At 67.8% G+C, this 24231-nt stretch carries 25 protein-coding genes and 3 tRNA genes; 4 read left to right on the top strand and 24 right to left on the bottom strand.

Annotated features, from left to right (window positions below):
* Positions 1–29: 29 nt before the first annotated feature.
* The 11 genes from ACIRGA_RS03040 to rplJ form a co-directional block, all read right to left on the bottom strand.
* Complete coding sequence (locus ACIRGA_RS03040) at positions 30–1295, bottom strand: MCE family protein (protein ID WP_400936038.1); 1266 nt, start codon at positions 1293–1295, stop codon at positions 30–32.
* On the bottom strand, positions 1295–2497 hold the full coding sequence (locus ACIRGA_RS03035) for an MCE family protein (RefSeq protein WP_400936036.1): 1203 nt from the start codon (positions 2495–2497) through the stop codon (positions 1295–1297). Before ACIRGA_RS03035 ends, ACIRGA_RS03040 begins: the two co-directional genes overlap by 1 nt.
* Positions 2497–3675 (bottom strand): MCE family protein, encoded by a 1179-nt coding sequence (locus ACIRGA_RS03030; RefSeq protein ID WP_400936035.1) that lies wholly within the window; start codon positions 3673–3675, stop codon positions 2497–2499. The genes ACIRGA_RS03035 and ACIRGA_RS03030 overlap by 1 nt, the downstream gene beginning before the upstream one ends.
* Positions 3672–4658 carry an MCE family protein gene (locus ACIRGA_RS03025; protein ID WP_400936033.1) on the bottom strand — a complete coding sequence of 329 codons (987 nt, stop codon included), beginning with the start codon at positions 4656–4658 and terminating at the stop codon, positions 3672–3674. Before ACIRGA_RS03025 ends, ACIRGA_RS03030 begins: the two co-directional genes overlap by 4 nt.
* Positions 4655–5686 carry an MCE family protein gene (locus tag ACIRGA_RS03020; RefSeq protein WP_400936031.1) on the bottom strand — a complete coding sequence of 344 codons (1032 nt, stop codon included), beginning with the start codon at positions 5684–5686 and terminating at the stop codon, positions 4655–4657. Before ACIRGA_RS03020 ends, ACIRGA_RS03025 begins: the two co-directional genes overlap by 4 nt.
* Positions 5683–7020 (bottom strand): MCE family protein, encoded by a 1338-nt coding sequence (locus tag ACIRGA_RS03015; RefSeq protein ID WP_400936029.1) that lies wholly within the window; start codon positions 7018–7020, stop codon positions 5683–5685. Before ACIRGA_RS03015 ends, ACIRGA_RS03020 begins: the two co-directional genes overlap by 4 nt.
* Positions 7017–7853, bottom strand: a complete 837-nt coding sequence (locus ACIRGA_RS03010) for an ABC transporter permease (RefSeq protein WP_016331063.1) — start codon at positions 7851–7853, stop codon at positions 7017–7019. The genes ACIRGA_RS03015 and ACIRGA_RS03010 overlap by 4 nt, the downstream gene beginning before the upstream one ends.
* A gap of 3 nt (positions 7854–7856) precedes the next feature.
* Positions 7857–8609 carry an ABC transporter permease gene (locus ACIRGA_RS03005; RefSeq protein ID WP_020633292.1) on the bottom strand — a complete coding sequence of 251 codons (753 nt, stop codon included), beginning with the start codon at positions 8607–8609 and terminating at the stop codon, positions 7857–7859.
* A 38-nt stretch (positions 8610–8647) separates the two neighbouring features.
* Positions 8648–9817, bottom strand: coding sequence for an ABC transporter ATP-binding protein (locus tag ACIRGA_RS03000; RefSeq protein ID WP_400936027.1), 1170 nt, complete (start codon positions 9815–9817; stop codon positions 8648–8650).
* Between the two features lie 522 nt (positions 9818–10339).
* The gene (gene rplL / locus ACIRGA_RS02995; RefSeq protein WP_191257298.1) at positions 10340–10726 is read right to left on the bottom strand and encodes a 50S ribosomal protein L7/L12; all 387 of its coding nucleotides are present in this window, start codon (positions 10724–10726) and stop codon (positions 10340–10342) included.
* 49 nt (positions 10727–10775) lie between these two features.
* Positions 10776–11327 carry a 50S ribosomal protein L10 gene (gene rplJ, locus ACIRGA_RS02990; RefSeq protein WP_400936025.1) on the bottom strand — a complete coding sequence of 184 codons (552 nt, stop codon included), beginning with the start codon at positions 11325–11327 and terminating at the stop codon, positions 10776–10778.
* Positions 11328–11655: 328 nt separating this feature from the next.
* On the opposite strand from rplJ, the gene ACIRGA_RS02985 reads away from it, so the two are divergent.
* Positions 11656–12501 (top strand): hypothetical protein, encoded by an 846-nt coding sequence (locus ACIRGA_RS02985; RefSeq protein ID WP_400936024.1) that lies wholly within the window; start codon positions 11656–11658, stop codon positions 12499–12501.
* A 126-nt stretch (positions 12502–12627) separates the two neighbouring features.
* Here the strand turns inward: ACIRGA_RS02985 and ACIRGA_RS02980 are convergent, their stop codons facing one another.
* The 6 genes from ACIRGA_RS02980 to ACIRGA_RS02955 all read right to left on the bottom strand — a co-directional run bounded on the left by ACIRGA_RS02980 (position 12628) and on the right by ACIRGA_RS02955 (position 16263).
* Positions 12628–13392 carry an alpha/beta fold hydrolase gene (locus tag ACIRGA_RS02980; RefSeq protein ID WP_240595842.1) on the bottom strand — a complete coding sequence of 255 codons (765 nt, stop codon included), beginning with the start codon at positions 13390–13392 and terminating at the stop codon, positions 12628–12630.
* A 77-nt stretch (positions 13393–13469) separates the two neighbouring features.
* On the bottom strand, positions 13470–14183 hold the full coding sequence (gene rplA / locus ACIRGA_RS02975; protein ID WP_400936022.1) for a 50S ribosomal protein L1: 714 nt from the start codon (positions 14181–14183) through the stop codon (positions 13470–13472).
* Positions 14184–14264: 81 nt separating this feature from the next.
* Positions 14265–14699, bottom strand: a complete 435-nt coding sequence (gene rplK, locus ACIRGA_RS02970; RefSeq protein WP_076164368.1) for a 50S ribosomal protein L11 — start codon at positions 14697–14699, stop codon at positions 14265–14267.
* 78 nt (positions 14700–14777) lie between these two features.
* On the bottom strand, positions 14778–15632 hold the full coding sequence (gene nusG / locus ACIRGA_RS02965) for a transcription termination/antitermination protein NusG (protein WP_400936020.1): 855 nt from the start codon (positions 15630–15632) through the stop codon (positions 14778–14780).
* 78 nt (positions 15633–15710) lie between these two features.
* Positions 15711–16163: a preprotein translocase subunit SecE gene (secE, locus tag ACIRGA_RS02960; protein WP_007031001.1), complete on the bottom strand. Its 453-nt coding sequence runs from the start codon at positions 16161–16163 to the stop codon at positions 15711–15713.
* Positions 16164–16190: 27 nt separating this feature from the next.
* Positions 16191–16263, bottom strand: a tRNA-Trp gene (locus ACIRGA_RS02955).
* Between the two features lie 206 nt (positions 16264–16469).
* Between ACIRGA_RS02955 and ACIRGA_RS02950 the strand changes: the two genes are divergently transcribed.
* Together ACIRGA_RS02950 and ACIRGA_RS02945 are read left to right on the top strand one after the other, a co-directional pair.
* Positions 16470–17699, top strand: coding sequence for a pyridoxal phosphate-dependent aminotransferase (locus ACIRGA_RS02950; protein ID WP_400936019.1), 1230 nt, complete (start codon positions 16470–16472; stop codon positions 17697–17699).
* The gene (locus ACIRGA_RS02945; protein ID WP_400936017.1) at positions 17696–18592 is read left to right on the top strand and encodes a TIGR03619 family F420-dependent LLM class oxidoreductase; all 897 of its coding nucleotides are present in this window, start codon (positions 17696–17698) and stop codon (positions 18590–18592) included. Before ACIRGA_RS02950 ends, ACIRGA_RS02945 begins: the two co-directional genes overlap by 4 nt.
* Before the next feature lie 39 nt (positions 18593–18631).
* Here ACIRGA_RS02945 and ACIRGA_RS02940 read toward each other — a convergent pair whose 3' ends face one another.
* Positions 18632–18847, bottom strand: coding sequence for a hypothetical protein (locus tag ACIRGA_RS02940; protein WP_240595847.1), 216 nt, complete (start codon positions 18845–18847; stop codon positions 18632–18634).
* 117 nt (positions 18848–18964) lie between these two features.
* Between ACIRGA_RS02940 and ACIRGA_RS02935 the strand changes: the two genes are divergently transcribed.
* Positions 18965–19897, top strand: coding sequence for an SGNH/GDSL hydrolase family protein (locus ACIRGA_RS02935; protein ID WP_400936191.1), 933 nt, complete (start codon positions 18965–18967; stop codon positions 19895–19897).
* Between the two features lie 77 nt (positions 19898–19974).
* On the opposite strand, the gene ACIRGA_RS02930 is transcribed toward ACIRGA_RS02935, so the two are convergent.
* The 6 genes from ACIRGA_RS02930 to ACIRGA_RS02905 form a co-directional block, all read right to left on the bottom strand.
* Positions 19975–20379: a MaoC family dehydratase gene (locus ACIRGA_RS02930; RefSeq protein WP_007030997.1), complete on the bottom strand. Its 405-nt coding sequence runs from the start codon at positions 20377–20379 to the stop codon at positions 19975–19977.
* A complete protein-coding gene (locus tag ACIRGA_RS02925) occupies positions 20376–20825 on the bottom strand; it encodes a MaoC family dehydratase N-terminal domain-containing protein (protein WP_400936015.1) in 450 nt (149 codons plus the stop codon). Before ACIRGA_RS02925 ends, ACIRGA_RS02930 begins: the two co-directional genes overlap by 4 nt.
* Before the next feature lie 88 nt (positions 20826–20913).
* Positions 20914–21078: a 50S ribosomal protein L33 gene (gene rpmG, locus ACIRGA_RS02920; RefSeq protein ID WP_005152047.1), complete on the bottom strand. Its 165-nt coding sequence runs from the start codon at positions 21076–21078 to the stop codon at positions 20914–20916.
* 45 nt (positions 21079–21123) lie between these two features.
* Positions 21124–21196: transfer RNA gene (locus ACIRGA_RS02915), tRNA-Met, on the bottom strand.
* Positions 21197–21245: 49 nt separating this feature from the next.
* Positions 21246–21318 (bottom strand) — tRNA-Thr (locus ACIRGA_RS02910).
* Positions 21319–21398: 80 nt separating this feature from the next.
* Positions 21399–24014, bottom strand: a complete 2616-nt coding sequence (locus tag ACIRGA_RS02905) for a putative bifunctional diguanylate cyclase/phosphodiesterase (RefSeq protein WP_400936014.1) — start codon at positions 24012–24014, stop codon at positions 21399–21401.
* Positions 24015–24231 lie beyond the last annotated feature (217 nt).

Here is a 24231-nt window from a genome sequence, read left to right as displayed (position 1 = left end):
CACTCCAGGGTAGGTATACGGTCTCGGGCTCAGCCGGGCAGGCCCAGCAGCGTGCCGAGGGTGGGCAGGCTGACCCCGGGGCTCTGCAGGACGCTCGGCATGCCCTGCGCCGCGCGCAGGCTGGCCAGTTCCTCGGCGGAGCGGCCCGCGTTCGCCGCGACGTCGCCTTCCGACGGGATCTGCGGGACCCCGTTGTACGGCACGTTCTGCGAACCGCGCACGTTGATCGGGCTGCCCTTCGGCTCGGCGCAGTACGCGTCGTCCTTCGGCGCGCGAGGCTTCGTGTCGGTGCCCTCGCGGTACTTGTCGAGGCCGAGGTAGCCCTTGGTGCACGAAGGCGGGTTGAACAGGTTGAGCGCGAGGCCCAGGTGCGCGGTGCCGTCGTTGGCGACGCTGTTCGCGCCCGCGGCCAGCATCGGATACGTCACCAGGCCCTGTTCGAGCCCGTCGAGCCGGGTCACCAGCAGGTTCGACGTCGTGAGCAGGTTCGCCGTCAGCGCGCCCAGCCCCGGTCCGGATTCGGCGAGCACCGAGCTGATCTGATTCGCCACCTGCGGGGTGATCCCGATCAGCTTCCGGATGTCGGCGTCGGAGTCCTTCAACGTGCCCGAGAGCTTGTTGAGGTCCGCGCTGAACGACTTCATGGAGCTCGACATGTCGTTCTGCGTTTCGAGGACCTGTCCGCCCTTTTCCAGCAGCTGGATCGTCTGCGGCAGGTACTCCTGCGCGGTCGTGGTGAAGCTCCGCGCGGTGTCGAGCAGCCGCTGCAGGTCCGGGCCGGTGCCGTTGAAGGCGTTGTACGACTCGTCGACGACCTTGCGCAGTGAGTCGGTCGGCACCGACGCCGCGAGGCTGTCGAGGTCGCCGATGAGCTGCTCGGTCGGCACCGGCGTCTTGACCTTGTCCGCCGGGATGACCGAACCCGCGTTCAGGAACGGCCCCTGCTCGCTCTTGGGCTTCAGGTCGACGAACTGTTCACCGACCGCCGACCGGTTCGCGACCACGGCGTCCAGATCGGCGGGCACCCGCGGGGCGTCCGGCGCGATGTTGAGGTCGGCTTCCAGCCCGGTCTTGGTCAGGCGCAGTTCGCCGACCCTGCCGATGTTGAAGCCGCGGTACGTGACCTCGGCGTTGGTGAAGATGCCGCCCGATTGCTTGAGCTGCAGCTTCACCGTGTAGCCCTCGTCGCCGAAGACCTGGCCGAGCCCGGCGAACCGGATCAGCGCGTACACGATGGCGACCACGGAGATGATCGCGAACGCGACCAGCTGGATCTTCGTCCTACGGACCAGCATCAGCCGGCACCTCCCGACAGCACGCCGAAGATACCGGCGGGTCCGGTCTGTTGAGGCTGCCCGCCGCCCCGCGGCGCGCTCGCCTGGCCACCGGCGACACCGCCGACGCTGTCCGGGATCGGCAGCGGCGGATTCGCGCCCGCGCCCTCGGTTCCGCCGGTGAGACCCGGCACCGGGACGACGTCCTTGAGCGGGTTCTCCCGGCTGCGGCCGAGGTTCTTGAGGATCTCGTTCAGGTTCAGGTCGATCTTCGCGAACAGGTTGAAGTAGTCGCCCTTCACGCCGTCGTAGGCGGCGTCACTGAACGGGAAGGTCAACAGGATCTCCAGCGCCTTCGGCAGGTCCGCGCCCGCTTCGCCGAGCTTCTGCAGCGTCGGCTGCAGCGCCTTGAGGTCGGCGACGAGGTCTTCCTTGCTCTTGTTCACCGTGTCGACGGCGACGCCGGACAGGTGGTTGAGCGCGTTCAGCATGGTCACCAGCTGGCCGCGCTGCTGCTCCAGCACACCGAGGCCGGGGCCGAGGTTGTCGACCGCGCCGACCAGCTTGTCCTTCTGGCCGTTCAGCGTGAGCGAGAGCCGGTTCAGCCCGTCGAGCGCCCGCGTGATGTTCGCGGACTGCTTGTCGAGGCTCGTGACCAGCTCGTTGGTGTTGTTCAGCAGCGCCTTGAGTTCCGGCGAGCGGCCGGTGGTGGCGTTGTTGAGTTCCTTGGTGATGGTGTTGAGCTGTTCCACCCCGCCGCCGTTGAGCAGCAGCGAAAGCGCGCCGAGCAGTTCTTCGACCTCGACGCTGCGGTTCGTGCGGGCCAGCGGGATCACCGCGTTGTCGGCGAGCTTGCCCTGTCCGCCGGCGGGTGCGGCCAGCTCGACGTACTTCTCGCCGAGGAGGCTCGACTGCTTGACGTTGGCGAGCGCGTTCGCCGGCAGCTTGACGTCGCCGTTGACGCGGAGGGTGACCTCGGCGTTCCAGCCGTCCGGGGTCAGGCCGATCGCTTCGACGCGGCCGATGGAGACCTCGTTGACCTTCACCCCGGCCTGCGGGGTGAGGTCGAGGACGTCCCGGAACTGCACCTTGACCGTGTACGGGTGGTCGCCGAGTTCGGCGCCGCCGGGCAGCGGGACGTCGTAGATCCCGTTGAACCCGCAGCCGCTCAACGTCAGCGCGGCGACGGTTCCAACAGCAATGAGAGCGAGAGACTTCTTCATCACTTGGCCGCCGTTCCGTAGAGCTGACCGGCGATCGGCAGCGGTAGCGGCGGCAGCTGGCCCGCCTGCGACGACTGGATCACCTGCGCGATCGACGGCAGTGGCACCAGCCCGTCGACCAGTCCGGCGACCCCCTTGCACGCGTCGCCCAGCGCGTCGAGCGCGTCCGGGGTCTGCTTGAGCAGGTTGCACACCATCACCAGCGGCGGCTGGGTGAGCTCGTTGAGGTTGGCGCGCGCGTCGAGCGTGCCCGACGAGGCGTTGTAGGTGTTGACCAGGTTCCCGAGGCCGACCGGGGCGACGTCGAGGATCTCGGCGAGCGCGCCGCGCTGGTCCACGAGCACCTTGGTCACGCTGGCCAGCTTGTCCACATTGGACTTGAGCCGGTCGCGGTTCTTCTCGATGAACGCCTGCACCGCGGTCAGCGTGTCGGACAGCTGCTTCACCGTCGCCGAGAGGTTCTGCCGTTCCCCCGCGAGGAATCCGCTGACGTCGGCGAGCTGCCGCTCGAAGTCGCGGACCTGCTTGTCGCTGTTCACCAGCGTCTGCGAGAAGGAGCCGAGGTTCTCGACGGTCTTGAACAGGTCGTCCTTGTTGCCGGACAACGTGCCCGCGGCCTGGCCGAGTTTCGTGATCGTGTCGTGCAGCGCCTGCCCGTTGCCGTCGAAGTTCTTCGCGGCGGTGTCGAGCAGGTTCGACAGCGAACCGTTCTTGTTGGCGCCGTTGGGCCCGAGCGACTTGCTGACGCGGGAGAGGCTGGCGGCGAGCTCGTCGACTTCCAGGGGGACCTCGGTGCGGTCGAGCCCGATGACGGCGCCGTCGGCGATCCGCGGGCCGCCCTTGTAGGCCGGGGCTAGCTGCACGTAGCGGTCGCTGACCAGCGACGGCGACACGATGATCGCCTTCGCGTCCGCGGGCACCGCCACCGAACGGTCGTATTCGAGTTCGACGCGGACCTGGTTGCCCATCGGCTGGATCTTGGTGATCGTGCCCATGTCCACGCCGAGCATGCGGACGCTGTTGCCTTCGTAGAGGCCGACGGTGCCCGCGAAGTACGCGGTCACGTGGTTGCGGCCCGCGTCCTTGAGCGTCCACCACAGCGCGCCGGCGACGACCAGCGCGAGCACGATCGCGATGGTGAAGCCGCGCGCGAGGCTGGAACCGAGACGGGTACTCATTTCTCGTAGCACCCCTTGTCGTTGATCGGCCCGAACGACGGCAGGACCAGTCCGCAGATGTAGTTGTCGAACCAGCGGCCGTTGCCGATCGTGTTCGTGAACACGCGGATGAACGGCGCGAACCGCGCGATGCCCTGGCCGAGGGCGTCCTGGTTGCGCTGCAGCATCGAGGTCAGCTGGTCGAGCTGGGTGAGCACCGGGTCGAGCTGCGCGTCGTTGTCGTCGACCAGGCCCTTGAGCTGGGTGGCGAGGTTGCGCGAGCCCTCCAGCAGCGCGGAGATCGCTTCCTTGCGCCGGGAGACCTCGCCGAGCAGCTTGTTGCCGTCGGCCAGGAGCTTCTGGAACTCGGCGTCACGGTCGACGAGCGTCTGCGAGACCTGCCGCGTGTTCGCGAGGAGGCTCGACAGCTGCGAGTCACGCTTGGCGATGGTGTCCGAGAGACGGGAAAGGCCGGTCAGCGCGCCCTTCACGTCGGCCGGGGTGTCGGCGAAGGTCTCCGTGATGACGTCGAAGCTCTTCGCGAGCTGCGTCGTGTCGATGTCGTCGACGGTCTGCGAAAGGCCGCGGAAAGCGTCGAGGACGTCGAACGGCGACGCCGTGCGCTCCCGCGGGATGGTCGCGCTCGGGTCGAGCGTGCGCTGCCCCTGCGGGTCGAGCGCCAGGTACTTCTGGCCGAGGACGGTCTTGATCTTGATCGCCGCGCTGGTCTTGTCGCCCAGCCAGGCGTCCTTGACCTTGAACGAGATCCGGACCTTGTCGCCGTCGAGCTTGATCTCGGAGATCTTCCCGACCTTCACCCCGGCGACCCGCACGTCGTTGTCCTCCTGCAGGCCCGAAGCCTCGCTGAAGTCCGCGGTGTAGGTCGTCCCGCCGCCGATGACCGGCAGGTCCTCGGAGTTGAGCGCGGCGATGAAACCGAGCAGCAGCACCGAGATACCGACCAGCGCGATCGGGATCGGATTGCGTTTCTGGAACGACTTCATGCCGTGCACCTCGCCCGGTTCACCGGCAGGAGCGGCAGGTTGATCGGCTCGTTGATCAGCGGAGGCAGGGCGACGGCTCCCGTCATCTCACAGGCGAAGAAGTTGAACCAGGAGCCATAGTCGGCGGTGCGGGTCAGCGCCGTCACCTTCTGCGGCAGGAACTGGATGAAGTGCTCGACGATCGGCTGGCTGTCGTTGAGGTTCTTCGACAGCGTGCCGAGCGCGGCGATGTCCTGCTTGAGCGGCTCGCGGGCCTCGCCGAGCAGACCGGAGGTCGTCTTGGCGAGCGTGCCGAGCGAGTCGATGGCGTCACCGATCGGCTCGCGGTCCGCGGCCAGCCCGGAGACCAGCTGCTGCAACCGCACGATCAGGTCGTTCAGCTGCGGCGTGTGCGCGTTGACCGTGTCGAGCACCGAGTTCAGGTTGTCGATGACCTCGCCGATCACCTTGTCCTTGTCGGAGATCGTGGTGGCCAGCGACGCGGTGTGCTTCAACAGGCTTTCGATCGTGCCGCCCTCGCCCTGCAGGACCTGGATGACCTCGTAGGACAGCTTGTTGATGTCGTCCGGGTTGAGCGCGGTGAACAGCGGCTTGAACCCGTTGAACAGCTGCGTCAGGTCGAGCGCGGGCGTGGTCCGCTCCAGCGGGATGTTCCCACCGGGCTCCAGGTTCTTGCCGGAGGAGTCGGTGCCCTGCCCGAGCGAGACGTAGCGCTGGCCGACCAGGTTCCGGAACTTGATCTGCGCGGTGACCCCGGCGGGCAGCTTGCGGCCGGCGTCCACCTCGAACTCGACCTCCGCCTGGCGCCGGTCGACGATGCGGACGTCCTTGACCTGCCCGACCCGGACGCCGGCGATGCGGACGTCGTCGTTGGGCAGCAACAGGGTCGCGTCGCTGAACCGTGCCTTGTAGGCGTTGGTGCTGGTGGTGTTCACGTTGGCGATGCTGATCCCGAGGATCGTCGTGAACAGCACGGTGACGACGATGAAGGCGCAGAGCTTGATCAGCGGTGCGAGCAATCCCCTCACTGGACGTGCACCTCCGCTCCACGGTAAAGCGGACCGACGAGCAGCGATCCCCAGCCGGGCACGTCGGAGGCGGACATGCCGACCTGCGGAGCGACCAGCTGCGCGAGGAAGTCCGATTCGGACGCGCTGTAGGACGGGCTACCGCCGGGCGCTCCCCCGCCGTTGTAACCGCCGACGTTCGCGAAGCCGTTCGACGGCGAAAGACCGTCGTTCGCCGAGCGTGCCGGCGGTTTGACCGTGCTGCCGTCCTTGATCGGGCCGTCCGGCGGGTATTGCGGGAACGGCTGCGGGAACTGCTTCAGGTCGTAGCAGCGCGGACCGCGTTTGTCCTCGAACCTCGGCTCGTCCTTGCCCGGCAGGTACGGCCCGCGGTTGACGGTGACCTCGATGGTCGCGTGCAGGCCCGGCCGGTCGGTGCCCTTGCCGAGGGCCTTGTCGATCTTCGGCAGGTTGGCCGCCATCTGCCCGATCACGCACGGGTACTCCGGCGCGTACTTCGCCAGCAGCTCCGCCGTCGGGCGGGCCGTGTCGGCGAGCCGGATCAGGTTGTCGGCGTTGTTCTGCAGGAACGTCTGCAGATCGACCGAAGCCTGGGTGACGCTGCCGTACAGGTTCGCCAGGTTCATCTTCTGGTCCACCACGGTGCGGGTGGTGGTGCTCAGGTTGTCCAAGGTCTGCACCAGATCCGGGGCGACGGCGTTGAGGTTGTCCGAGAACTTCGCGAGCTCCTTGAGGTTCTGCTGGAGCTGCGGCTCGTGCGGGTTCAGTTGCCCGACGTAGCTGCCGAGCTGAGCGAGGGTGTCGCCGAGCTGGTCGCCGCGGCCGTTGAGCGCGGTGGAGATCGCCGAAAGCGTGCTCGACAGCTTCTGCGGCTGGACGGCCTGCAAGACCGGCATCAGATGCGCGAAGGCCTGCTCCAGCTCGACAGCGCCGGACGTGCGGTCCTGCGTGATCACGTCACCCTCGGAGATCGTCTTCTCCGACGGCGCGTCCGGGATCTCGAGGGAAACGAAGCGCTCACCGAACAACGTCTTCGGCAGGAATCGCGCCGAAACGTTCTGGGGGATCAGTTTCGCCGACTCCGGATTCAACGCGAGCGTGAGCTCGGCGCCATCCGGGGTCGCGGCGATGTCCTGTACCGAACCGACGATGAGCCCGCGGACCTTCACATCGGACTGCCTCAGCAATTGGTTCCCGATGTTGCCCGACTGGAGTTTCACGCTGACGACGGGCGTGAACGCCTTCTGGTACAGCGCGATGCTCAGGGCGACCCCGCCGATGAGCACGGCGACCAGAAGCAGGCCCAGTAGCCTGCGCCGGACTGTCGCGATCATCCTGCGATCCTCACCGTGACGTCGGTTCCCCAGATCGCGAAACCGATGAAGAAGTTCATGATGGACACCGTGACGATGCTCAGCCGGACCGCTTTACCGACGGCCACGCCGACACCGGCGGGGCCACCGGAGGCCCGGTATCCGAAATAACAATGGGACAGGATGATCAAGACGCTGAACAACAGCACCTTGATGAACGAATACAACACATCCTGTGGTGGTAGGAACAGGTCGAAGTAATGGTCGTAGGTACCCGCTGACTGGTTGTAGATGTAGATAACGACCAACCGGGACGCGAGATACGAGCTCAGCAGGCCGATGACGTACAGCGGGATGACCGCGACGAAACCGGCGATGATCCGCGTGGTCACCAGGTACGGCAGGCTCGGCACGCCCATGACTTCGAGCGCGTCGATCTCTTCCGAGATCCGCATCGCGCCCAGCTGGGCGGTGAACCCGGCGCCGACCGTCGCCGAAAGCGCGAGACCGGCGACCAGCGGGGCGATCTCGCGGGTGTTGAAGAACGCGGTCAGGAAGCCGGTGAAGGCCGAAGTGCCGATCGAGTTCAGCGCCGAATAACCCTGAAGACCGACGAGGACACCGGTGAACAGCGTCAGGCCGACCATCACGCCGACCGTGCCGCCGATGACGGCGAGCGAGCCGGAACCGAAGCTCACCTCGGCCAGCAGCCGCAGAACTTCTTTCATGTAGCGGCGAAGCGTCCTCGGCGTCCACAGCAACGCGCGGCCATAGAACGACATCTGGTCACCGAGGTTGTCCAGAGTCTGTAAAGGACGGTTGGCGACCCGCTTGGCGCCCTGGAGGAAGGTCATGCGTCAGTCCAGCTTTCCGGGCACGATCTGCAGGTAGATCAGCGTGATCACGAAGTTCACCACGAACAGCATGAGGAACGTGATGACGACCGACTGGTTCACCGCGTCCCCGACACCCTTCGGGCCGCCGGACGGGTTCAGTCCCCGGTAGGAGGCGACGACCGCGGCGATGAAGCCGAAGATCAGCGCCTTCAGCTCGCCGACCCAGAGGTCCGGCAGCTGGGCCAGCGCGGAGAAGCTCGCCAGGTACGCGCCCGGCGTCCCGCCTTGGAGGACGACGTTGAAGAAGTAGCCGCCGAGCACGCCGATGACGCTGACCATGCCGTTCAGCAGGAGCGCCACCAGCATCATCGCGAGCACGCGCGGCACGATCAGCCGCTGCACCGCGGAGACGCCGAGCACCTCCATGGCGTCGATCTCTTCACGGATGGTCCGCGCGCCGATGTCCGCGCAGACCGCGCTACCGCCGGCGCCCGCGACCAGCAGCGCCGTGACCAGCGGACTGGCCTGCTGCACGGTGGCGAGCACCGACCCGGCGCCCGTGTAGGACTGGGCGCCGAGCTGGCGGGCGAGCGAACCGAACTGCAGCGAGATGACCGCGCCGAACGGGATCGCGACGAGCGCCGTCGGCAGGATCGTGACGCTCGCGATGAACCAGGCCTGCTGGATGAACTCCCGCAGCTGGAACGGGCGCTGGAAGATGCCACGAACGATGTCGAGGCCGAGAGCGAACAGGTTCCCGGTCTCGCGCAACATGCCGATCCCGGGGATCTTCGCCGATGAAGCGGGAGAGCTCACGCGCCACCTGACCCCGGATCATGCGGCCGCAAACGGTGGTTGCCCGGTCTCCCCGGATGCGGGATGGAGGCGACCTGATCGTCGGGCAGCTGCCCCTGGTGGTGGTTCGGGATCGAGCTTTCGACCGGCGCCGACCGGTGGCCGGCGGCCGCGAGCCGCTGCGGGCGGACGCCGTACCGCTGCTGCTCCTCCGGCGAAAGCGACTCGATGATGCTCTCCTGCGCCTCGGGCGGCAGGCCGTGCAGGATCTGCATGACGCGGTCCTTGCGGCGGACCGCGCCCATCCGGGTCGGCACGCCGGGCGTCGGCTGCATCTGCGGCGGCACCCCGCTGACGTCCTCGACACCACCCGCGTGGTGACCGGCCTCGAACATCGCGCGCTCCGCGGCGAGCTGGGCCGAGTCCTTCTCCTCGCTCATGCCGATGGGGCCGTCCATCTTGCCGTTGAGGAACTGCTTGACGACCGGTTCCTCGCTGGTCAGCAGTACCTCACGCGGGCCGAACATGACCAGTTCCTTGCGGAAGAGCATGCCCAGGTTGTCCGGGACGGTGCGGGCGAGGTTGATGTTGTGCGTGACGATCAGGAACGTCGCGTCGATCTGCGCGTTGACGTCGAGGAAGAGCTGGGAGATGTAGGTGGTGCGGACCGGGTCGAGACCGGAGTCCGGCTCGTCGACCAGGATGATCTGCGGGTCCAGCACCAGGGCGCGGGCGAGACCGGCGCGCTTGCGCATACCGCCGGAGATCTCGCCGGGCAGCTTCTTGTCGGCGCCGTTGAGACCGGTCATCTCGAGCTTCTCGAGCACGATCCGGCGGACCTCGGTCTCCGACTTCTTCGTGTGCTCCCGCAGGGGGAACGCCACGTTGTCGTAGAGGTTCATCGACCCGAACAGCGCGCCGTCCTGGAACAGGACGCCGAAGAGCTTGCGCACCTCGTAGAGCTGGTGTTCGGAGCACGTCACGATGTCGACGCCGTTGATCATGCACCGGCCCTTGTCGGGCTTGAGCAGACCGATCATCGACTTCAAGAAGACGGACTTACCGGTTCCGGACGGACCGAGCATCGCCGAGACCTCGCCCGGAGGCAGGGTCAGCGTGACGTCCCGCCAGATGGCCTGCTTACCGAAGGACTTGGAAAGACCTTCGATGACCACCTCGGCACCCATCGCACCTCCAGGAGCTGTTCCGCGTCGTCGCGCACTGCCTTCCCGTGCCACTGGCCCGAGAGGACGCATGCGTTCGCGCAGCGATACCCGCGTCAACCAGGTGCAACGAGCTGAGTGCGAACAGGTTACTCACCAGTTTTCTTTTCTGGCCAGACCCGCGGGTAACTTTTCGCGCAGCCCGCCGCCTGCCCGTGCACCGCTTGCAGCACCGTAGTGCACGTCACTCCCGCGCGCAGATCCACAACCCCGGCCCGCGCCCAGGTCGGGAGCGCGATTAGCCCGCTAAACGCAGGTCAGCGGCGCCTCCCCCAACCGACCCCCGGGCGCCCGGCCTGATCGCGTTTAGCGGGCTAAACGCGATCCGGCGTCCTGGGCGCGCCCGAATGCTTAGCGTGGCTACGCGTCGCGATTAGGGGGCTAAACGCAGGTCGGGGCGGGGGCTGGAGACAGCGAAGGGGCGGGCATCCGTGGTGGATGCCCGCCCCTTCGACGGTGTTGCGGTAGGCGCTGACGCGCCCGAGATCACTTGATGGCGATCTTGGCGCCCGCGGCCTCGAGCTTCTCCTTGGCGGCCTCGGCGGCCTCCTTGTCGACCTTCTCCAGGAGGGCCTTGGGAGCGGCCTCGACCAGCTCCTTGGCCTCCTTCAGGCCCAGGCCCGAGACGACCTCACGGACGACCTTGATGACCTGGATCTTCTTGTCACCGGCGGACTCGAGGACGACGTCGAACTCGTCCTGCTCCTCGGCGGCCGCGGCCGGGGCGGCACCCGGGGCGGCGGCGACGACGGCAGCCGGGGCGGCCGCGGTCACGTCGAAGGTGGTCTCGAATTCCTTCACGAACTCGGACAGCTCAAGAAGGGTGAGCTCCTTGAAGGCGTCGATCAGCTCGGTGGTGCTCAGCTTCGCCATGGTGGCTTTCCTCTCTGAAACGAACTAAAAGTTCGGGGTGGGGGGGTGTTCAGCTCTCGGCGGGTGCTTCGGCTGCTTCGGTACCGGCGTTGCGCTGCTTGTCCTCCAGCGCGGCAGCCAGGCGAGCGACCTGGGACGCCGGCGCCTGGAACAGCGCGGCGGCCTGGGACAGCTTCGCCTTGAACGCGCCCGCCGCCTTGGCGAGCAGGACCTCACGGCTGTCGAGATCGGCGATCTGGGTGATCTCGTCCACGGACAGCGTCTTGCCGTCCATGTAGCCGCCCTTGATCACAAGCGCGTTGTTGTCCTTCGCGAAGTCGCGAAGCGCCTTCGCGGCGTCAACAGCTTCACCTTCGACGAAGGCGATCGCGGTCGGGCCGACGAACAGGTCCTCGAGACCCTCGATGCCGGCGTCCGTGGCGGCACGCTTGACGAGGGTGTTCTTCGCGACCCGGTACTTGGCATTGGTGCCGAGAGCGCGGCGCAGCTGGGACAGCTGGGACACGGAGAGGCCGGTGTACTGGGTAACGACTGTGGCCGAGCTGCTGCGGAAGCTCTCCGCGATCTCGGCGACGGCCGCCTCCTTGTCGGGCTTCGCCATGGTCGCCTCCTCTCTTGGCTAGTGGTCCACTGGCCTTGAGAGCCCTGAAACGACGAAACGCCCCAGCGCAGACAGGCGCGGGGCGTCAGGGCACACGACGGGATGCGTCGCGGGCGAGCCTCGTTCCTCCTGCGCGGGTCGCCCGCCCTAGCGGGGCCTTCGTTCTCCAGGCCAGATGACCAGGAGAAGACCAGCGGTCTTCGGTAGAACCTTGACAAGAGTACGTGACCCTCTTTCGGCCTCCGCAGGGACCCCTGCCAGATCGCGTTTAGCGGGCTAAACGCGACCGGCGGAGTGCGCGGGAGTCCTCGCGAGGCATCATGGTGACGTGGCGGAGCAGCGTGATGACGGAAAGCCGGGCAACGAGCCCGGCACGGACATCGAGCCCAAGGCGGGAGGTCAGCCCGCGCCCAGGCTGGACGAGGAGCAACTGCGCCAGTTCCAGCAGTTTCAGCAGTTCCAGGACTATCTGAAGTTCACCGAGGCGCAGCAGCAGGGCCTTGTGCCGTCACAGCCCGCACAGCCCGTGACCCAGCACTACGGAGGGCAAGTTCCAGGGCCTCCGGGACCGCCTCCCGGCGAGCTCGTGCACGCGCCTCGGCCGCGCATGCCGCGCTGGCTGCGACGTCTTGGCGGGAAGCTCCTCGCGTGGGTGATCGTGATCCTGCTGATCTGCATCGGCGCCACCATCGCCTACCGGCAGATCTTCCCGAGCGACGCCGGGCAGGACACGGCGACCTTCGTCCAGGGCGGCGGAGGCAAGCACCACACGAACCAGGTGCTTTCGACCAACCCCTGGGAAGCCGTGCGGGCCATCTACGACACGATCGGCAAGCCGTACCCGCCCGCCACCCGCGTCGAGAAGGTCTGCCTGTCGATGAGCGAACAGGCCCAGGCCCAGTTCGCTCGCGACCTCGGCTATCCGGACTGCGCGACCGCCGTCCCGGCCTTGAACGCCAAGGTCACCGACATCACGCCGTACATCTACGCGGTTCGCCCGATGTCGAGCGTGGTCCCGCGGCAGAACCTGACGATCCACTCCTGCTGGTACAACATCCGCGGTGGCCCGGTGCTGGGCAGCTTCACCCTGCAGGAAGTCGAGATGGGCCAGTGGCTGATCACCGGGCACTCGAACTCCCCCGAACCCTGCCCCGCCCCGCCGACCGGCAACTGACCTGGGCGTCTTCAGGTTCAGATCGCGTTTAGCCCGCTAAAGGCGACACGCCCCCAGATCGCGATTAGCCCGCGAAACGCAGGTGCGGGCGCCGGATCGCGATTAGGGGGCTAAACGCAGGTCGCGTCAGAGGTCGTGCGAAGTGAGGAAGCCCGTCAGGGCGGAGCCGAAGGCGGGGTGCATGACGGCGGCCATGTGATCGCCGGGGACGCGGACGAGGCGCGCGCCGGCGATGGCGGCGGCCAGGCGTTCGGGTTCCGCGGCCAGCGGGTCGGTGTCCCCGGCGAGGATCAGGGTCGGCACGGCGATCGCCGTCAGGTCCAGTTTCGGGTTCGCCGTCCCGCGCGCGACGGCCGCCAGCGCGATCCGGTCCGCCCGCAACGCGTCGGCCAGCGCCCGGAAAGGCGCCGAAGACGGCGGAAGCGTCGAAGGGTCCGAAGCGAGCAACGCCTCGCTGATCGCCTCCGGCGTGACGACGCGGGTGTCGACGCCGCCGAAGTCGACGATCCCCGACCCGACCCCGCCGATCGCGAGACACCGGATCCGCGGGTCCGCGGCCACCGCGCCGAGCGCGATCATCGCGCCCATCGAGTAGCCGACCATCGACACCTCGTCGAGGTCCAGCGCGTCGAGCAGCGCCGACACGTCGCGCACCATCGCGTCGTCGCCGTAGCTCGCCTCGTCATGCGGTTTCGCCGACCGGCCGTGGCCGCGCGCGTCCAGGCTGATCACGGTCAGTCCCGCGTCCTGGAGGGTGTCGACGACGCCGGGAGCGATCCAGTTGGCGTTCGTGTCCGCGGCGAAGCCGTGCTGCAGCAGTACCGGGCGTCCACGGCCTTCCCACACGGTGTAGCTCAGCTGAAGCCCGTCGAACGACGCGAAGGTAGGCATGCTCTCCAGCAAACACGAAAAGGGGGCGGCCCCGCCGTAGCGGGACCGCCCCCTTCTCAGTGATGTCTAACTCAGACTCACGCGTCCTCGGAGAGGAGGTTGCGGGTCCGGGCCGGGTCGACCGGGACACCCGGGCCCATCGTCGTGGAGATCGTGACCTTCTTCAGGTAGCGACCCTTCGCCGACGACGGCTTGGCGCGGAGGATCTCGTCCAGCGCGGCCGCGTAGTTCTCCACCAGCTTCTCGGTGTCGAACGAGGCCTTGCCGATGACGAAGTGCAGGTTGGCCTGCTTGTCCACGCGGAAGTTGATCTTACCGCCCTTGATGTCCGCGACGGCCTTCGCGACCGCGGGGGTCACGGTGCCGGTCTTCGGGTTCGGCATCAGGCCACGCGGGCCGAGGATGCGGGCGATACGGCCGACCTTGGCCATCTGGTCCGGCGTCGCGATCGCGGCGTCGAACTCGAGCCAGCCACCCTGGATGCGCTCGATCAGTTCGTCGGTGCCGACCACGTCCGCGCCGGCGGCCTCGGCCTCGGCGGCCTTGTCACCAACGGCGAAAACGATGACGCGGGCGGTCTTACCGGTGCCGTGCGGCAGGTTCACGGTGCCGCGGACCATCTGGTCGGCCTTGCGAGGGTCGACACCGAGGCGCATGGCGACCTCGACGGTGGCGTCCATCTTCGCGGAGGAAGTCTCCTTGGCCAGCTTCGCGGCCTCGAGCGGGGCGTAGAGCCGCTCGCGGTCCACCAGCTCAAGAGCCTTGCGGTAGGCCTTGCTGTGCTTGGGCATTGCTTCTGTCCTTAACTCTTCAACGGATCAGTGTGGTGTTGGAGCCAGCACTGGCTCTCCCACGGTGGTGCTGGGTGGAACTCAGTCGACGACCGTGATGCCCATCGAGCGGGCGGTGCCGGCGATGATCTTCGCGGCCTGGTCGACGTCGTGCGCGTTCAGGTCGGATTCCTTGGTCTTCGCGATGTCGCGGACCTGATCCCAAGTGACCTTGGCGACCTTGGTCTTGTGCGGCTCGCCGGAGCCCTTCTCCACGCCCGCGGCCTTCAGCAGCAGCTTCGCGGCCGGCGGCGTCTTGAGCTTGAAGTCGAACGAACGGTCTTCGTACACGGAGATCTCGACCGGGACGACGTCCCCGCGCTGCGACTCGGTCGCGGCGTTGTAGGCCTTGCAGAACTCCATGATGTTGACGCCGTGCTGACCCAGCGCGGGGCCGACCGGCGGCGCGGGGTTGGCCGCACCCGCCTTGATCTGCAGCTTGATGATCGCCGCAAGCTTCTTCTTCTTGGGTGGCATTTCGTTTGTTCCTTCTTACTGACTTGAGTCCCCCGCACACCTGCCAGTACGCGGGGACTGCCGGCCGTCTGGCGGCCGTCAGATCTTGGAGACCTGGTTGAACGACAGCTCGACCGGGGTCTCCCGGCCGAAGATCGACACCAGGACCTTCAGCTTCTGTCCGTCCACGTTGACCTCGGAGATCGTCGCGGGCAGCGTCGCGAACGGGCCGTCCATGACGGTGACCGACTCGCCGACCTCGAAGTCCACCTCGACCGCGGGGGCACCCAGCTGCGATTCGGCGGAAGCGGCCTCGCCCTTGCCGGGCTTGGCGGGAGCGGCCGTCTCGACCTTGGGCGCGAGGAACTTGAGCACCTCGTCCACGGTCAGCGGCGACGGACGCGACGTGGCACCGACGAACCCGGTGACACCCGGTGTGTTGCGCACCGCGCTCCACGAGGCGTCGTTCAGGTCCATGCGGACCAGGATGTAGCCGGGCAGCACCTTGCGCTGCACCTGCTTGCGCTGGCCGTTCTTGATCTCGGTGACCTCTTCGGTCGGGACCTCGATCTGGAAGATGTAGTCCTCGACGTCCAGCGTCTGGGTCCGGGTCTCGAGGTTGGTCTTCACCTTGTTCTCGTAACCCGCGTACGAGTGCACGACGTACCACTCACCGGGAGCGGCGTTGAGTTCCGCGCGGAGCTTCGCGACCGGGTCGACGTCCTCTTCGGCCTCGGGCTCGGCGGCGCTGTCGTCGGCTGCGCTGTCGTCGGTCTCGACGGACGCCTCTTCGGCCTCCGCGACATCTCCGGCTTCGTCGACCTCGTCGCCTGCGGCGGGCACCTCGACGGAGTCCAGGTGCTCGGACTGCTCGTCGCCGAGTGCCGCGTGCACCTGCTCGTCGGAAAGCTCGGTCAGCTCATGACCGGCTGCTGTGCCGTTGTCGGAGGTCACGTTCCGTCCTCTCAGTTGATCGGTTGCCGTGGCGCAGGGCAGGCGTGCGGTGCCGCTCAGGCGCCGCGACCGGCTGCCTCAGCTGCCGAAGACGGCACCGACGACCTCTTTGAAGGCCAGGTCGAGGCCGCTCACCAGCGCCACCATGAACACCACGAAGACCAGCACCACCGCGGTGTAGGTGACCATCTGCTTGCGGTTCGGCCAGATGACCTTGCGCAGCTCGGCCCAGACCTCACGGATGAAGCGCATGAGCCGGGCGAAGATCGACGCCTGCTTCGGCTTGCGGTCGCGCTTCGGGGTCGCCGTGCCTTTGGCGTCCTTGGACTTCTCGGTCTTGTCCCCGGCCTTCGCCTTGCCGGCGGGGCGGGTCTTGTCGTCCGACTTGGCGTCGGCCTTACCGGACGGGCGCGCGGACGCACGGCGCTCACGCCGGGCAGCGGCGGTCACCGGGCGGGACTGTTCGTCGGGCTTCTGCCCGGCGCCGTCCTGCGCCTTCTCACCGCTGGCGTCGCTGTCGCTCACGACCACTCCTCCGCCTTCACCAGTTCGCTTACGCAGGGGTGACAGGACTTGAACCTGCAACCTGCGGTTTTGGAGACCGCTGCTCTGCCAATTGAGCTACACCCCTTTGGAACCCCGATGCTCTGGAGCTCCGGAGGACGCATTCCATCGTCCCCACCGCCGTGGCGGGGATGACCGTAGTGCGTTCCGAGACCAGAAGTCTACGGCAACCCCCGAACAGCTTCGCAACCGCGCCCCTCAAAGCGGCGCGGAGCAGCCTTCCGCGGGGAAACTCCCCCACGGCCGACCCCATGATCGTGCCACGATGTCGCCATGAGCGCTCCCGCACCCTCGTCTTCACCCGCCGCCCGCGTTTCGGCCCGGATCGGCGGCATCACGCCGTCGGCCACGCTGGCCGTCGACGCGAAGGCACGGGAGCTCAAGGCGCAGGGGCGTCCGGTGATCGGGTTCGGCGCGGGGCAGCCGGACTTCCCGACCCCGGCCAACGTGCTCGAAGCCGCCGAAGCAGCCGTCCGGGACAAGGTCAATCACGGCTACACCGCCGCGGGCGGGCTGCCGGAGCTGCGCGAGGCGATCGCGGCGAAGACCGTCCGCGACTCCGGGTTCGAGGTCGACCCGGGCCGCGTCCTGGTGACCAACGGCGGCAAGCAGGCGGTCTATTCGGCGTTCGCGACGCTGCTCGACCCCGGCGACGAGGTGTTGCTGCCCGCGCCGTACTGGACGACGTACCCGGAGTCGATCGCCCTCGCCGGCGGCGTCGCGGTGCAGGTCACGGCGGACGAGACGACGGGCTATCTGGTCACCGTCGAGCAGCTCGAAGCCGCCAGGACGCCGCGCACGAAGGTGCTGCTGTTCGTGTCGCCGTCGAACCCGACCGGCGCGGTGTACCCGCGCGAGCAGGTCGAGGCGATCGGGCGCTGGGCGCACGAGAACGGGCTCTGGGTGATCACCGACGAGATCTACGAGCACCTGGTCTACGACGGCGCCGAAGCGCCCTCGATGCCGGTCCTGGTCCCGGAACTCGCCGATCGGACGATCGTCCTCAACGGGGTCGCGAAGACGTACTCGATGACCGGCTGGCGGGTGGGCTGGCTCCTCGGTCCGCAGGACGTGGTCAAGGCGGCGACGGCGTACCAGTCCCACTTGTGCGGCAACGTTTCGAACGTCGCGCAGCGAGCGGCGCTGGCGGCGGTGAGCGGACCGCTCGACGCCGTTTTCGCGATGCGCGAAGCGTTCGATTCCCGGCGCAAGAAGGCTCTCTCCCTGCTTTCCGAGATCCCGGGAGTCGAGACTCCGGTGCCACTCGGCGCTTTCTACGTGTATCCGTCGGTGAAAGCCTTGCTGGGCAAGGAGATCCGCGGTGAGCGTCCGGCGGACACGGTGGCGCTGGCGGATCTGATCCTGCGCGAAGCCGAAGTGGCCGTGGTGCCCGGTGAGGCGTTCGGGACCCCCGGATACTTCCGGATTTCCTATGCGCTGGACGAAAACGATCTCGCCGAGGGGATCACCAGGATGGGCCGGCTGCTCGCGGAAGCCCGGTGACCGCGATGCGCCTGGGAATCGCCCTTCCGCAGTACGGCCCCCTCGCGTCGATGGACGCCGTCACCGGTTTCGCCGCGGCGGCCGAAGAACTCGGGTACGAGTCCCTGTGGGTCGGGGATCGGGTGCTGGCCCCGGTCTCGCCGTCGGACTTCTACCCCGGCGGTACACCGGAACGGCCGTACCCGCCCGAATTCGTCACCTTCGCCGATCCGCTGATCCTGCTGACGGTGGCCGCGAGCGTCACGAACAAGGTCCGGCTGGGCACCAGCACCCTCACCGGGACGGTGTATCCGGCCGTCGTGCTCGCCAGGATGCTCACTTCACTGGATCAGGTGAGCGGGGGCCGCCTGGACGTCGGGCTGGGCATCGGCTGGCTTCGCGACGAGTACACCGCGACAGGCACGCCCTGGCAGGGCCGTGGCAGGCAGCTGGAGGAGCTTCTCGACGTCCTCCGGAAGTTCTGGACCGGCGACCCCGTCGAGCACGAAGGCGAACGCTGGCGGATCCCGGCGTCGAAGGTCGGGATGCGACCGGCGCAGCGCCCGCATCCGCCGGTGTTGCTCGGCGGGCTTTCCCCGGCGGCGCTGGACCGCGTCGGACGTCGCGCGGACGGCTGGCTTCCGGCGGGGCTGCCCGCGCCGTATCTGGCGAAGCTCTGGGAGACCGTGGCGACCGCGGCCGAGAAGGCGGGCCGCGACCCCGGCACGCTGCGCCGGGTGCTGCGGATCAACCCGAAGCCGGAAACGGATCTCAAGGACGTGGCGGCGCAACTGGAGGCGGCCGCCGAAACCGGGATCACCGAAGCCTTCGTCGACCCGCACTACCTCGCGCGGGACGTCACGCACGCCCTCGATCTCGCCGCCGAGCTGCGCGATCTGGTCCCCCGCCACTGAAGGCCCTCCCCGGTTCACCCGGGAAGGGCCTTCAGAAGGTCAGGATTCGCCGTCGGCGAGCTGGACGAGCGCGTGGGCCTTCGCGGCGTACTTCCAGTTGCCGAGGTCCCGGATGGTCTTGATCTTGAGCTCGGCGAGGAGTTCGTCGTGTTTCTTGGTCAGGCCCTCGAGAGCGGACGGGGGCGCGTCCAGCAGTTCGCTGATCCCCTTGTCCTCCCACGCCTTGTCGACCAGCTTGTTCAAGTTCAGGCTCACGGTTTTCGCCTTTCCTCGGGGCAGGTACGCGCACCACCCTGAACGTGATCCACGTCTCAGGCAACCGGAGATCACCCGTTCACGCTCAGTTCACCGACGGTCGGACCGATGACAAACGTGACCCGGGTCGCGTACAACGAACGGGTGACGCAGCGGAGAACGGGCGGCGGCTGCCTCTTCCTGGTGATCGTGCTGTCCGTCCTGGGGATCGCTTACCACCTGTGGGAGCGGGGAACGTCGGTGACGCCCGCGGGCGTCACCACTTCGGACGGCACGGGCCGGTACGTGGCGCTGGGCGATTCCTACACGGCTTCGCCGGGCACCGGACGGCCTGTGGGCGCGCCAGCGGGCTGCGATCGCTCGGACAACAACTACCCGAGCCTGCTCGCCGCGAAGCTGCGTCCGGCCGAGTTCGTCGATGTCAGCTGCGGCGGTGCCACGACCGAGCATCTCACCGGCGAGCAGAAGACCCGGGACGGCACGAACGCCCCGCAGCTTGACGCCGTCGATGGCGACACGACACTGGTGACCGTCGGGATCGGCGGCAACGACGTGGGCTTCGTCGGCTTCGCGAGCCAGTGCGCGACGCAGGTGCAGACCGCTTCGCCCTGCAAGACCCAGCTGACCGCGGGCGGACGCGACCAGCTCGCCGAACGGATCACGACCGCGGCGGACCGGCTCGGCGGAATCCTGGACCAGATTCGTGCGAAGGCATCTTCGGCGCGCGTCGTGGTCGTGGGGTACCCGACGGTCCTTCCGGACGACGACGCTGGTTGCTGGCCGGTCCTGCCGGTCGGCGCGGGGGACGTGGCCTACTTCCGCGACTCGCTGAAACGGCTGAACACGGCCCTGCAGGAGACGGCGAAGGCCCACGAAGCGGGCTTCGCCGACATGTCGACCGCGAGCAAGGGGCGGGACATGTGCAGCGCCGCGAACCGGCGATGGGTCGAAGGGCCCGCGCCGTCGGTGCCCGCGGCGCCGCTGCACCCGAACGCCCGGGGTGCGGCCGGGATGGCGGAGGTCATCGAGAAGCTGCTCAAGCTCGCGTAGAGCAAGGGACCTTTGCTCCCACTTACTTAGGCACGCTAAGCGAGTGAGAGCAAAGGTCCCTTGCTCCCGCTTTGAGGTCAGGCGCGGACGACCGCCTGCGCCTTGCCCAGGACGGCCTTGCCCTCGAACTTGGCGGTGATGTCGACGCGGGCGGTGCCGTCGTCGTTGACCACGGCGACCTTCCCGGTGAACTCGATCGTCGCCGCGCCGTCGTTCGGCACGACCACGGGGCGCGTGAAGCGCGCGAAGTAGTCGACGAGGCGGCCGGGGTCGCCGAGCCAGTCGGTGACGAGCCGCGCCCCGAGCGCCATGGTCAGCATCCCGTGCGCGATGACGTCGGGAAGGCCGACCTCCTTGGCGAAGGCCTCGTTCCAGTGGATGGGGTTGAAGTCCAGCGAAGCGCCGGCGTAGCGCACCAGCTGCTCGCGGGTGACGTCGATGGTCAGCGGCGTCAGTTCTTCTCCGGCGGTGAACGTGCTCACGCGCCCTCCCCTCGGACCACGAGCTGGGCGTACGTGGTGGCGATCGGGCCACCGTCGGCGCCGGAGATCTCGGCGCGCAGGTTGATGAAGTCGTTCCCGGCGCGGGTCATGATGTTGTCGATGTACGTGGTGAGCGACAGGACGTCGCCCGCGTGCACCGGCCGCGTGTAGGTGAACCGCTGATCGCCGTGGACCATCCGCGCGTAGTCGAGACCCAGCTCGGGGTCGGTGACGATCGCGTTGATCGAGGCGAGGTTGATGATCGTCAGGAACGTCGGCGGCGCGATGACGTCGGGGTAGCCGGCCGCCTTCGCCGCTTCGGGGTCGCGGTAGAGCGGGTTCGCGTCGCCGAGCGCGTCGGCGAACTCCCGGATCTTCTCGCGACTCACTTCATAGGTACTGGTCGGCGGGTACACCCGCCCGGTGAACGACTGGTCCAAGGCCACCCGAGCAGGCTACCGAACCCGAAAAATACCCGAAGCCGCCCTGGTGACCAGGGCGGCTTCGGGTAAGACAGGTAGAACCGCTAGACGCTCAGCGGGTCTCTTTGTGAGTCCGGTGCGTACCGCAGTTCGGGCAGAACTTCTTCATCTCCAGGCGATCCGGGTTGTTGCGCCGGTTCTTCTTGGTGATGTAGTTGCGGTGCTTGCACTCCTCACACGCGAGCGTGATCTTCGGTCGCACGTCAGTGGCAGCCACAGCATTTCCTTCTCTACTAGGCCTGGGATACCCAGGATTACCGCGTAGCGGTGGCCGGACTTGAACCGGCGACACAGCGATTATGAGCCGCTTGCTCTGCCAGCTGAGCTACACCGCCTTACATAACCTTAACCGCGACACGCTTGCGTGACGCGGTTAAGGTTGCGAGCCCCTTTACGGAATCGAACCGTAGACCTTTTCCTTACCATGGAAACGCTCTACCGACTGAGCTAAAGGGGCCTTGCCCTCTCGCGAGGACTTGGAAAGATTACCAAGCCCTCGAAGGGGGGTCGTCACGGGGGGCGGTTTACCGCAAAACCTCAGGTCAGCAGGGTCAGGACGGTCTCGGAGTGCCGCCCCGGCGAGCGTGCCGTGCGGGCCTGCAGCCACGCCTCCAGGCGGTCCTCCGGCAGCGGCCGCGAGATGAGATAACCCTGCGCCACGTCGCACCCCATCGCCTCGAGCTGATCCCGCGCGACGTCCTCCTCGACGCCCTCCGCCACGACCGTGAGGCCGAGCGAGTGGCCCAGTTCGACGATGGAGCGCACGACGGCGAGGTCGCCGAGGTCGGTGCCCATGCCGAGGACGAAGCTCTTGTCGATCTTGACCTGGTCGACCGGGAGCTGCCGCAGGTACGCCAGCGACGAGTAGCCGGTGCCGAAGTCGTCGACGGCGAGCACGATGCCCAGCGAATGCAGCTCCCGCAGGATCGGCAGTGCCTTCTGCGGGTCGGACATCACGCCGGACTCGGTGAGCTCGAAGGTGAGCAGCTCGGGCGGGATGCCGAAGCGGTCCAGCTCGCGCGCGACCTTCGTCGGGAAGTCCTCGTCGGCCAGGTTCCGCACCGACAGGTTCACCGCGGCGGAGATGCGCAGGCCCTCGTCGAGCCACTTCCGCACGCGCTTCAACGACTCTTCGAGCACGAACGACGTCAGGACGCCGATGAGGCCCGCCGCTTCGATCGCCGGGACGAACTCGTCCGGGCCGAGCCTGCCGAACTCCGGATGCACCCAGCGCACGAGCGCCTCGACGCCCTGGATCTGCCGGTTCGGCAAGGTGATCTTCGGCTGGTAGTGGACGCTCAGCTGGCCTTCTTCGAGCGACTGCCGGAACTGCGTGACCATCTGGAACCGGCGCATGAAGATCTGGCCCATGCTGGCCATGTAGCCGCGGACCTCTTCGCCGCCCTTGGTCGCGCGGACGGCGACGTCGGCGCGCTGCAGGAGCCCGTCGACGTCGACCTGGTCGTCGTCTTCCGCCGACGAGGTGGCGTAGCCGATCATCGCGTTGGCTTCGACGGAGAGCCGGTCCACCGGGTACGGGGCGACGAGTTCCGCGCGGAGCAGTTCCGCGGCGGCCTGGGCGCGTTCCGGCGCGCAGCCGACGAGGAGCGCCGCGAAGGACGCCCCTTCCAGCCTGGCGAGCGGGACGTCGGGGCCGAGCGCGTCACGGATCCGGCGGCCCGCGGCGATGACCATCCGGTCGGCCCACACGTAACCGAGGGCGTCACTGACGGTGGAGAAGACGTCCAGATCGACCCGGAGCACGACCGCGTCGACCTGTTCCCGCAACGGTTCCTTGGCGACCTGGCGGAAGCCCGGCCGGTTGAGGAGGCCGGTCAGCGGGTCGTGGTAGGCGTCGTGGCGCAGGGTCGCGAGCAGGCGCCGGTTGTCCAGCGACGTCGCGAGGTGGCTGGCCATCGTGCCGAGCAGCTGGACGTCGTATTTGCCGAACCCGCGCCAGCGGGACAGCCTGTCGTGCGCTTCGACGACGCCGAGGAGCTGGTTCGCGCTGCGGAGCGGGACGACCAGCGCCTCCTGCGCGCCGCGATCGAGCAGCGCGGAGCGGACGTCGGGGTTGGCTTCGGTGATCCGGAAGTGCCGGACGTGGGCGCCGGGCAGGCGCAGCAACGGATCGTCGGCGGCCGGGTCGACGGGCGGCAGTTCGTCGCCCGCGACGACCATCCGCATGGTGTCCTTCGGTTCCAAGCGAAGCCTCAGCACGACGCGGCCGGCGGCCAGTTGGTCCTTGATGCGTTCGGCGATCGTCGCCCACTCGCGGACGTCCACGCCGCCGACGAGTTCGTCGGCCCGGCCGGCCGGGCGCGCGGCGGCCTGTTGACCGGATCGCGCGACCATCAGGCTGACGTCGGACAGCGCTTCCATGTCGCGCTGCTCGCGGAGCAGATCGGAGTACGCCCAGTACAACGCGGTGAGCCCGAGGAAGACGGCCAGCACGAGCGGCCAGGCCTTCGGCGTCCCGGAAATGACCAAATATCCGGAAAGACCGACCGAAGCGTTGACGAAGCCGACGACGAGGATGCGGCCGGTCAGCCGGATCGCGGTGCTCACCCGCATGCGGCGGCGCAGCACGCGGACGGCGGCGAGCGCGAGCAGCGTGCTGACCAGCGGCGCGGTCAAAGTCCCGGCCAGCGCGGCGATCCAGGTCATGTCGTGGGCGCCGGAGGCCTGTTTCACCAGCCCTGCCACGGCGAACGCGCCGGTGATCTCCAGCAGGAAGGCGCCGGCGTTGTAGAGCACGCGGCCCGCGACCTTGCGGGCCAGCAGTGTCCCGATCCCCGCCGCGAGATGCGCGGCGAGCACGACTTCGAAGGGAGCGACGAAGAATCCGATGACCAGCGGGATCTCGGTGAACGAGATCGTCCACGAGATGCCGCTGCGGACGTCGACGTTGATGCCGAGCTGTTCGGCGAGCAGGAACGCGAGCGCGAGGATCGGCCCGATCCACAGCAGATCGTCCGAGGCCTCGAAGTCCAGCCAGAGGCTGACCGCGGCCGCGGCGGCGATGCCCATGGTGAGGACCGCGAAGGTGTAGACGCGGAACCGTCGCTCGTCGGTACGAGCCTCCGTAACGGCGCCTCCCTTGCCCGTCGCCGCCTGTGCGGCGCTCCCGGGCCTGCCGTTCGTGTCCGGCATCCGACCTTCCTTCCCGGCTGCCCAACCGGTCTTGTCCTACCGCGACCTCGGGGACGAGGGCAATACAGTACCCCGGAGGGCGTACCCGAGTCCCATTCGAGACAGTATGAGATCACCCCAGGGTTAACAATGGGCGCGTCGCGCTGACCTGCGTGGACCAAGGGGTGAAATGGGAGCGTTATTCGCGTTCCCTCCGACTACCGGAAGTCACCTGGCG

Origin of the sequence: Amycolatopsis sp. NPDC102389, assembly GCF_044765885.1 — a bacterium.
Taxonomy (GTDB): Bacteria; Actinomycetota; Actinomycetes; order Mycobacteriales; family Pseudonocardiaceae; genus Amycolatopsis.
The sequence above is the reverse complement of the archived record's forward strand: the minus strand, read 5'-3'. Positions and strand labels throughout refer to the sequence as shown.

Excerpts from the sequence above, each read along its gene's own strand:
- ACIRGA_RS03035 (WP_400936036.1), bottom strand. The coding sequence starts at position 2,497 with ATGAAGAAGTCTCTCGCTCTCATTGCTGTTGGAACCGTCGCCGCGCTG.
- ACIRGA_RS03040 (WP_400936038.1), bottom strand. The coding sequence starts at position 1,295 with ATGCTGGTCCGTAGGACGAAGATCCAGCTGGTCGCGTTCGCGATCATC.
- ACIRGA_RS02950 (WP_400936019.1), top strand. The coding sequence starts at position 16,470 with ATGAGCGCTCCCGCACCCTCGTCTTCACCCGCCGCCCGCGTTTCGGCC.
- ACIRGA_RS03030 (WP_400936035.1), bottom strand. The coding sequence starts at position 3,675 with ATGAGTACCCGTCTCGGTTCCAGCCTCGCGCGCGGCTTCACCATCGCG.
- ACIRGA_RS03015 (WP_400936029.1), bottom strand. The coding sequence starts at position 7,020 with ATGATCGCGACAGTCCGGCGCAGGCTACTGGGCCTGCTTCTGGTCGCC.
- ACIRGA_RS03000 (WP_400936027.1), bottom strand. The coding sequence starts at position 9,817 with ATGGGTGCCGAGGTGGTCATCGAAGGTCTTTCCAAGTCCTTCGGTAAG.
- rplJ (WP_400936025.1), bottom strand. The coding sequence starts at position 11,327 with ATGGCGAAGCCCGACAAGGAGGCGGCCGTCGCCGAGATCGCGGAGAGC.
- ACIRGA_RS02980 (WP_240595842.1), bottom strand. The coding sequence starts at position 13,392 with ATGCCTACCTTCGCGTCGTTCGACGGGCTTCAGCTGAGCTACACCGTG.
- rplL (WP_191257298.1), bottom strand. The coding sequence starts at position 10,726 with ATGGCGAAGCTGAGCACCACCGAGCTGATCGACGCCTTCAAGGAGCTC.
- ACIRGA_RS03010 (WP_016331063.1), bottom strand. The coding sequence starts at position 7,853 with ATGACCTTCCTCCAGGGCGCCAAGCGGGTCGCCAACCGTCCTTTACAG.
- ACIRGA_RS02905 (WP_400936014.1), bottom strand. The coding sequence starts at position 24,014 with ATGCCGGACACGAACGGCAGGCCCGGGAGCGCCGCACAGGCGGCGACG.
- rplA (WP_400936022.1), bottom strand. The coding sequence starts at position 14,183 with ATGCCCAAGCACAGCAAGGCCTACCGCAAGGCTCTTGAGCTGGTGGAC.
- ACIRGA_RS03005 (WP_020633292.1), bottom strand. The coding sequence starts at position 8,609 with ATGTTGCGCGAGACCGGGAACCTGTTCGCTCTCGGCCTCGACATCGTT.
- ACIRGA_RS03025 (WP_400936033.1), bottom strand. The coding sequence starts at position 4,658 with ATGAAGTCGTTCCAGAAACGCAATCCGATCCCGATCGCGCTGGTCGGT.
- rplK (WP_076164368.1), bottom strand. The coding sequence starts at position 14,699 with ATGCCACCCAAGAAGAAGAAGCTTGCGGCGATCATCAAGCTGCAGATC.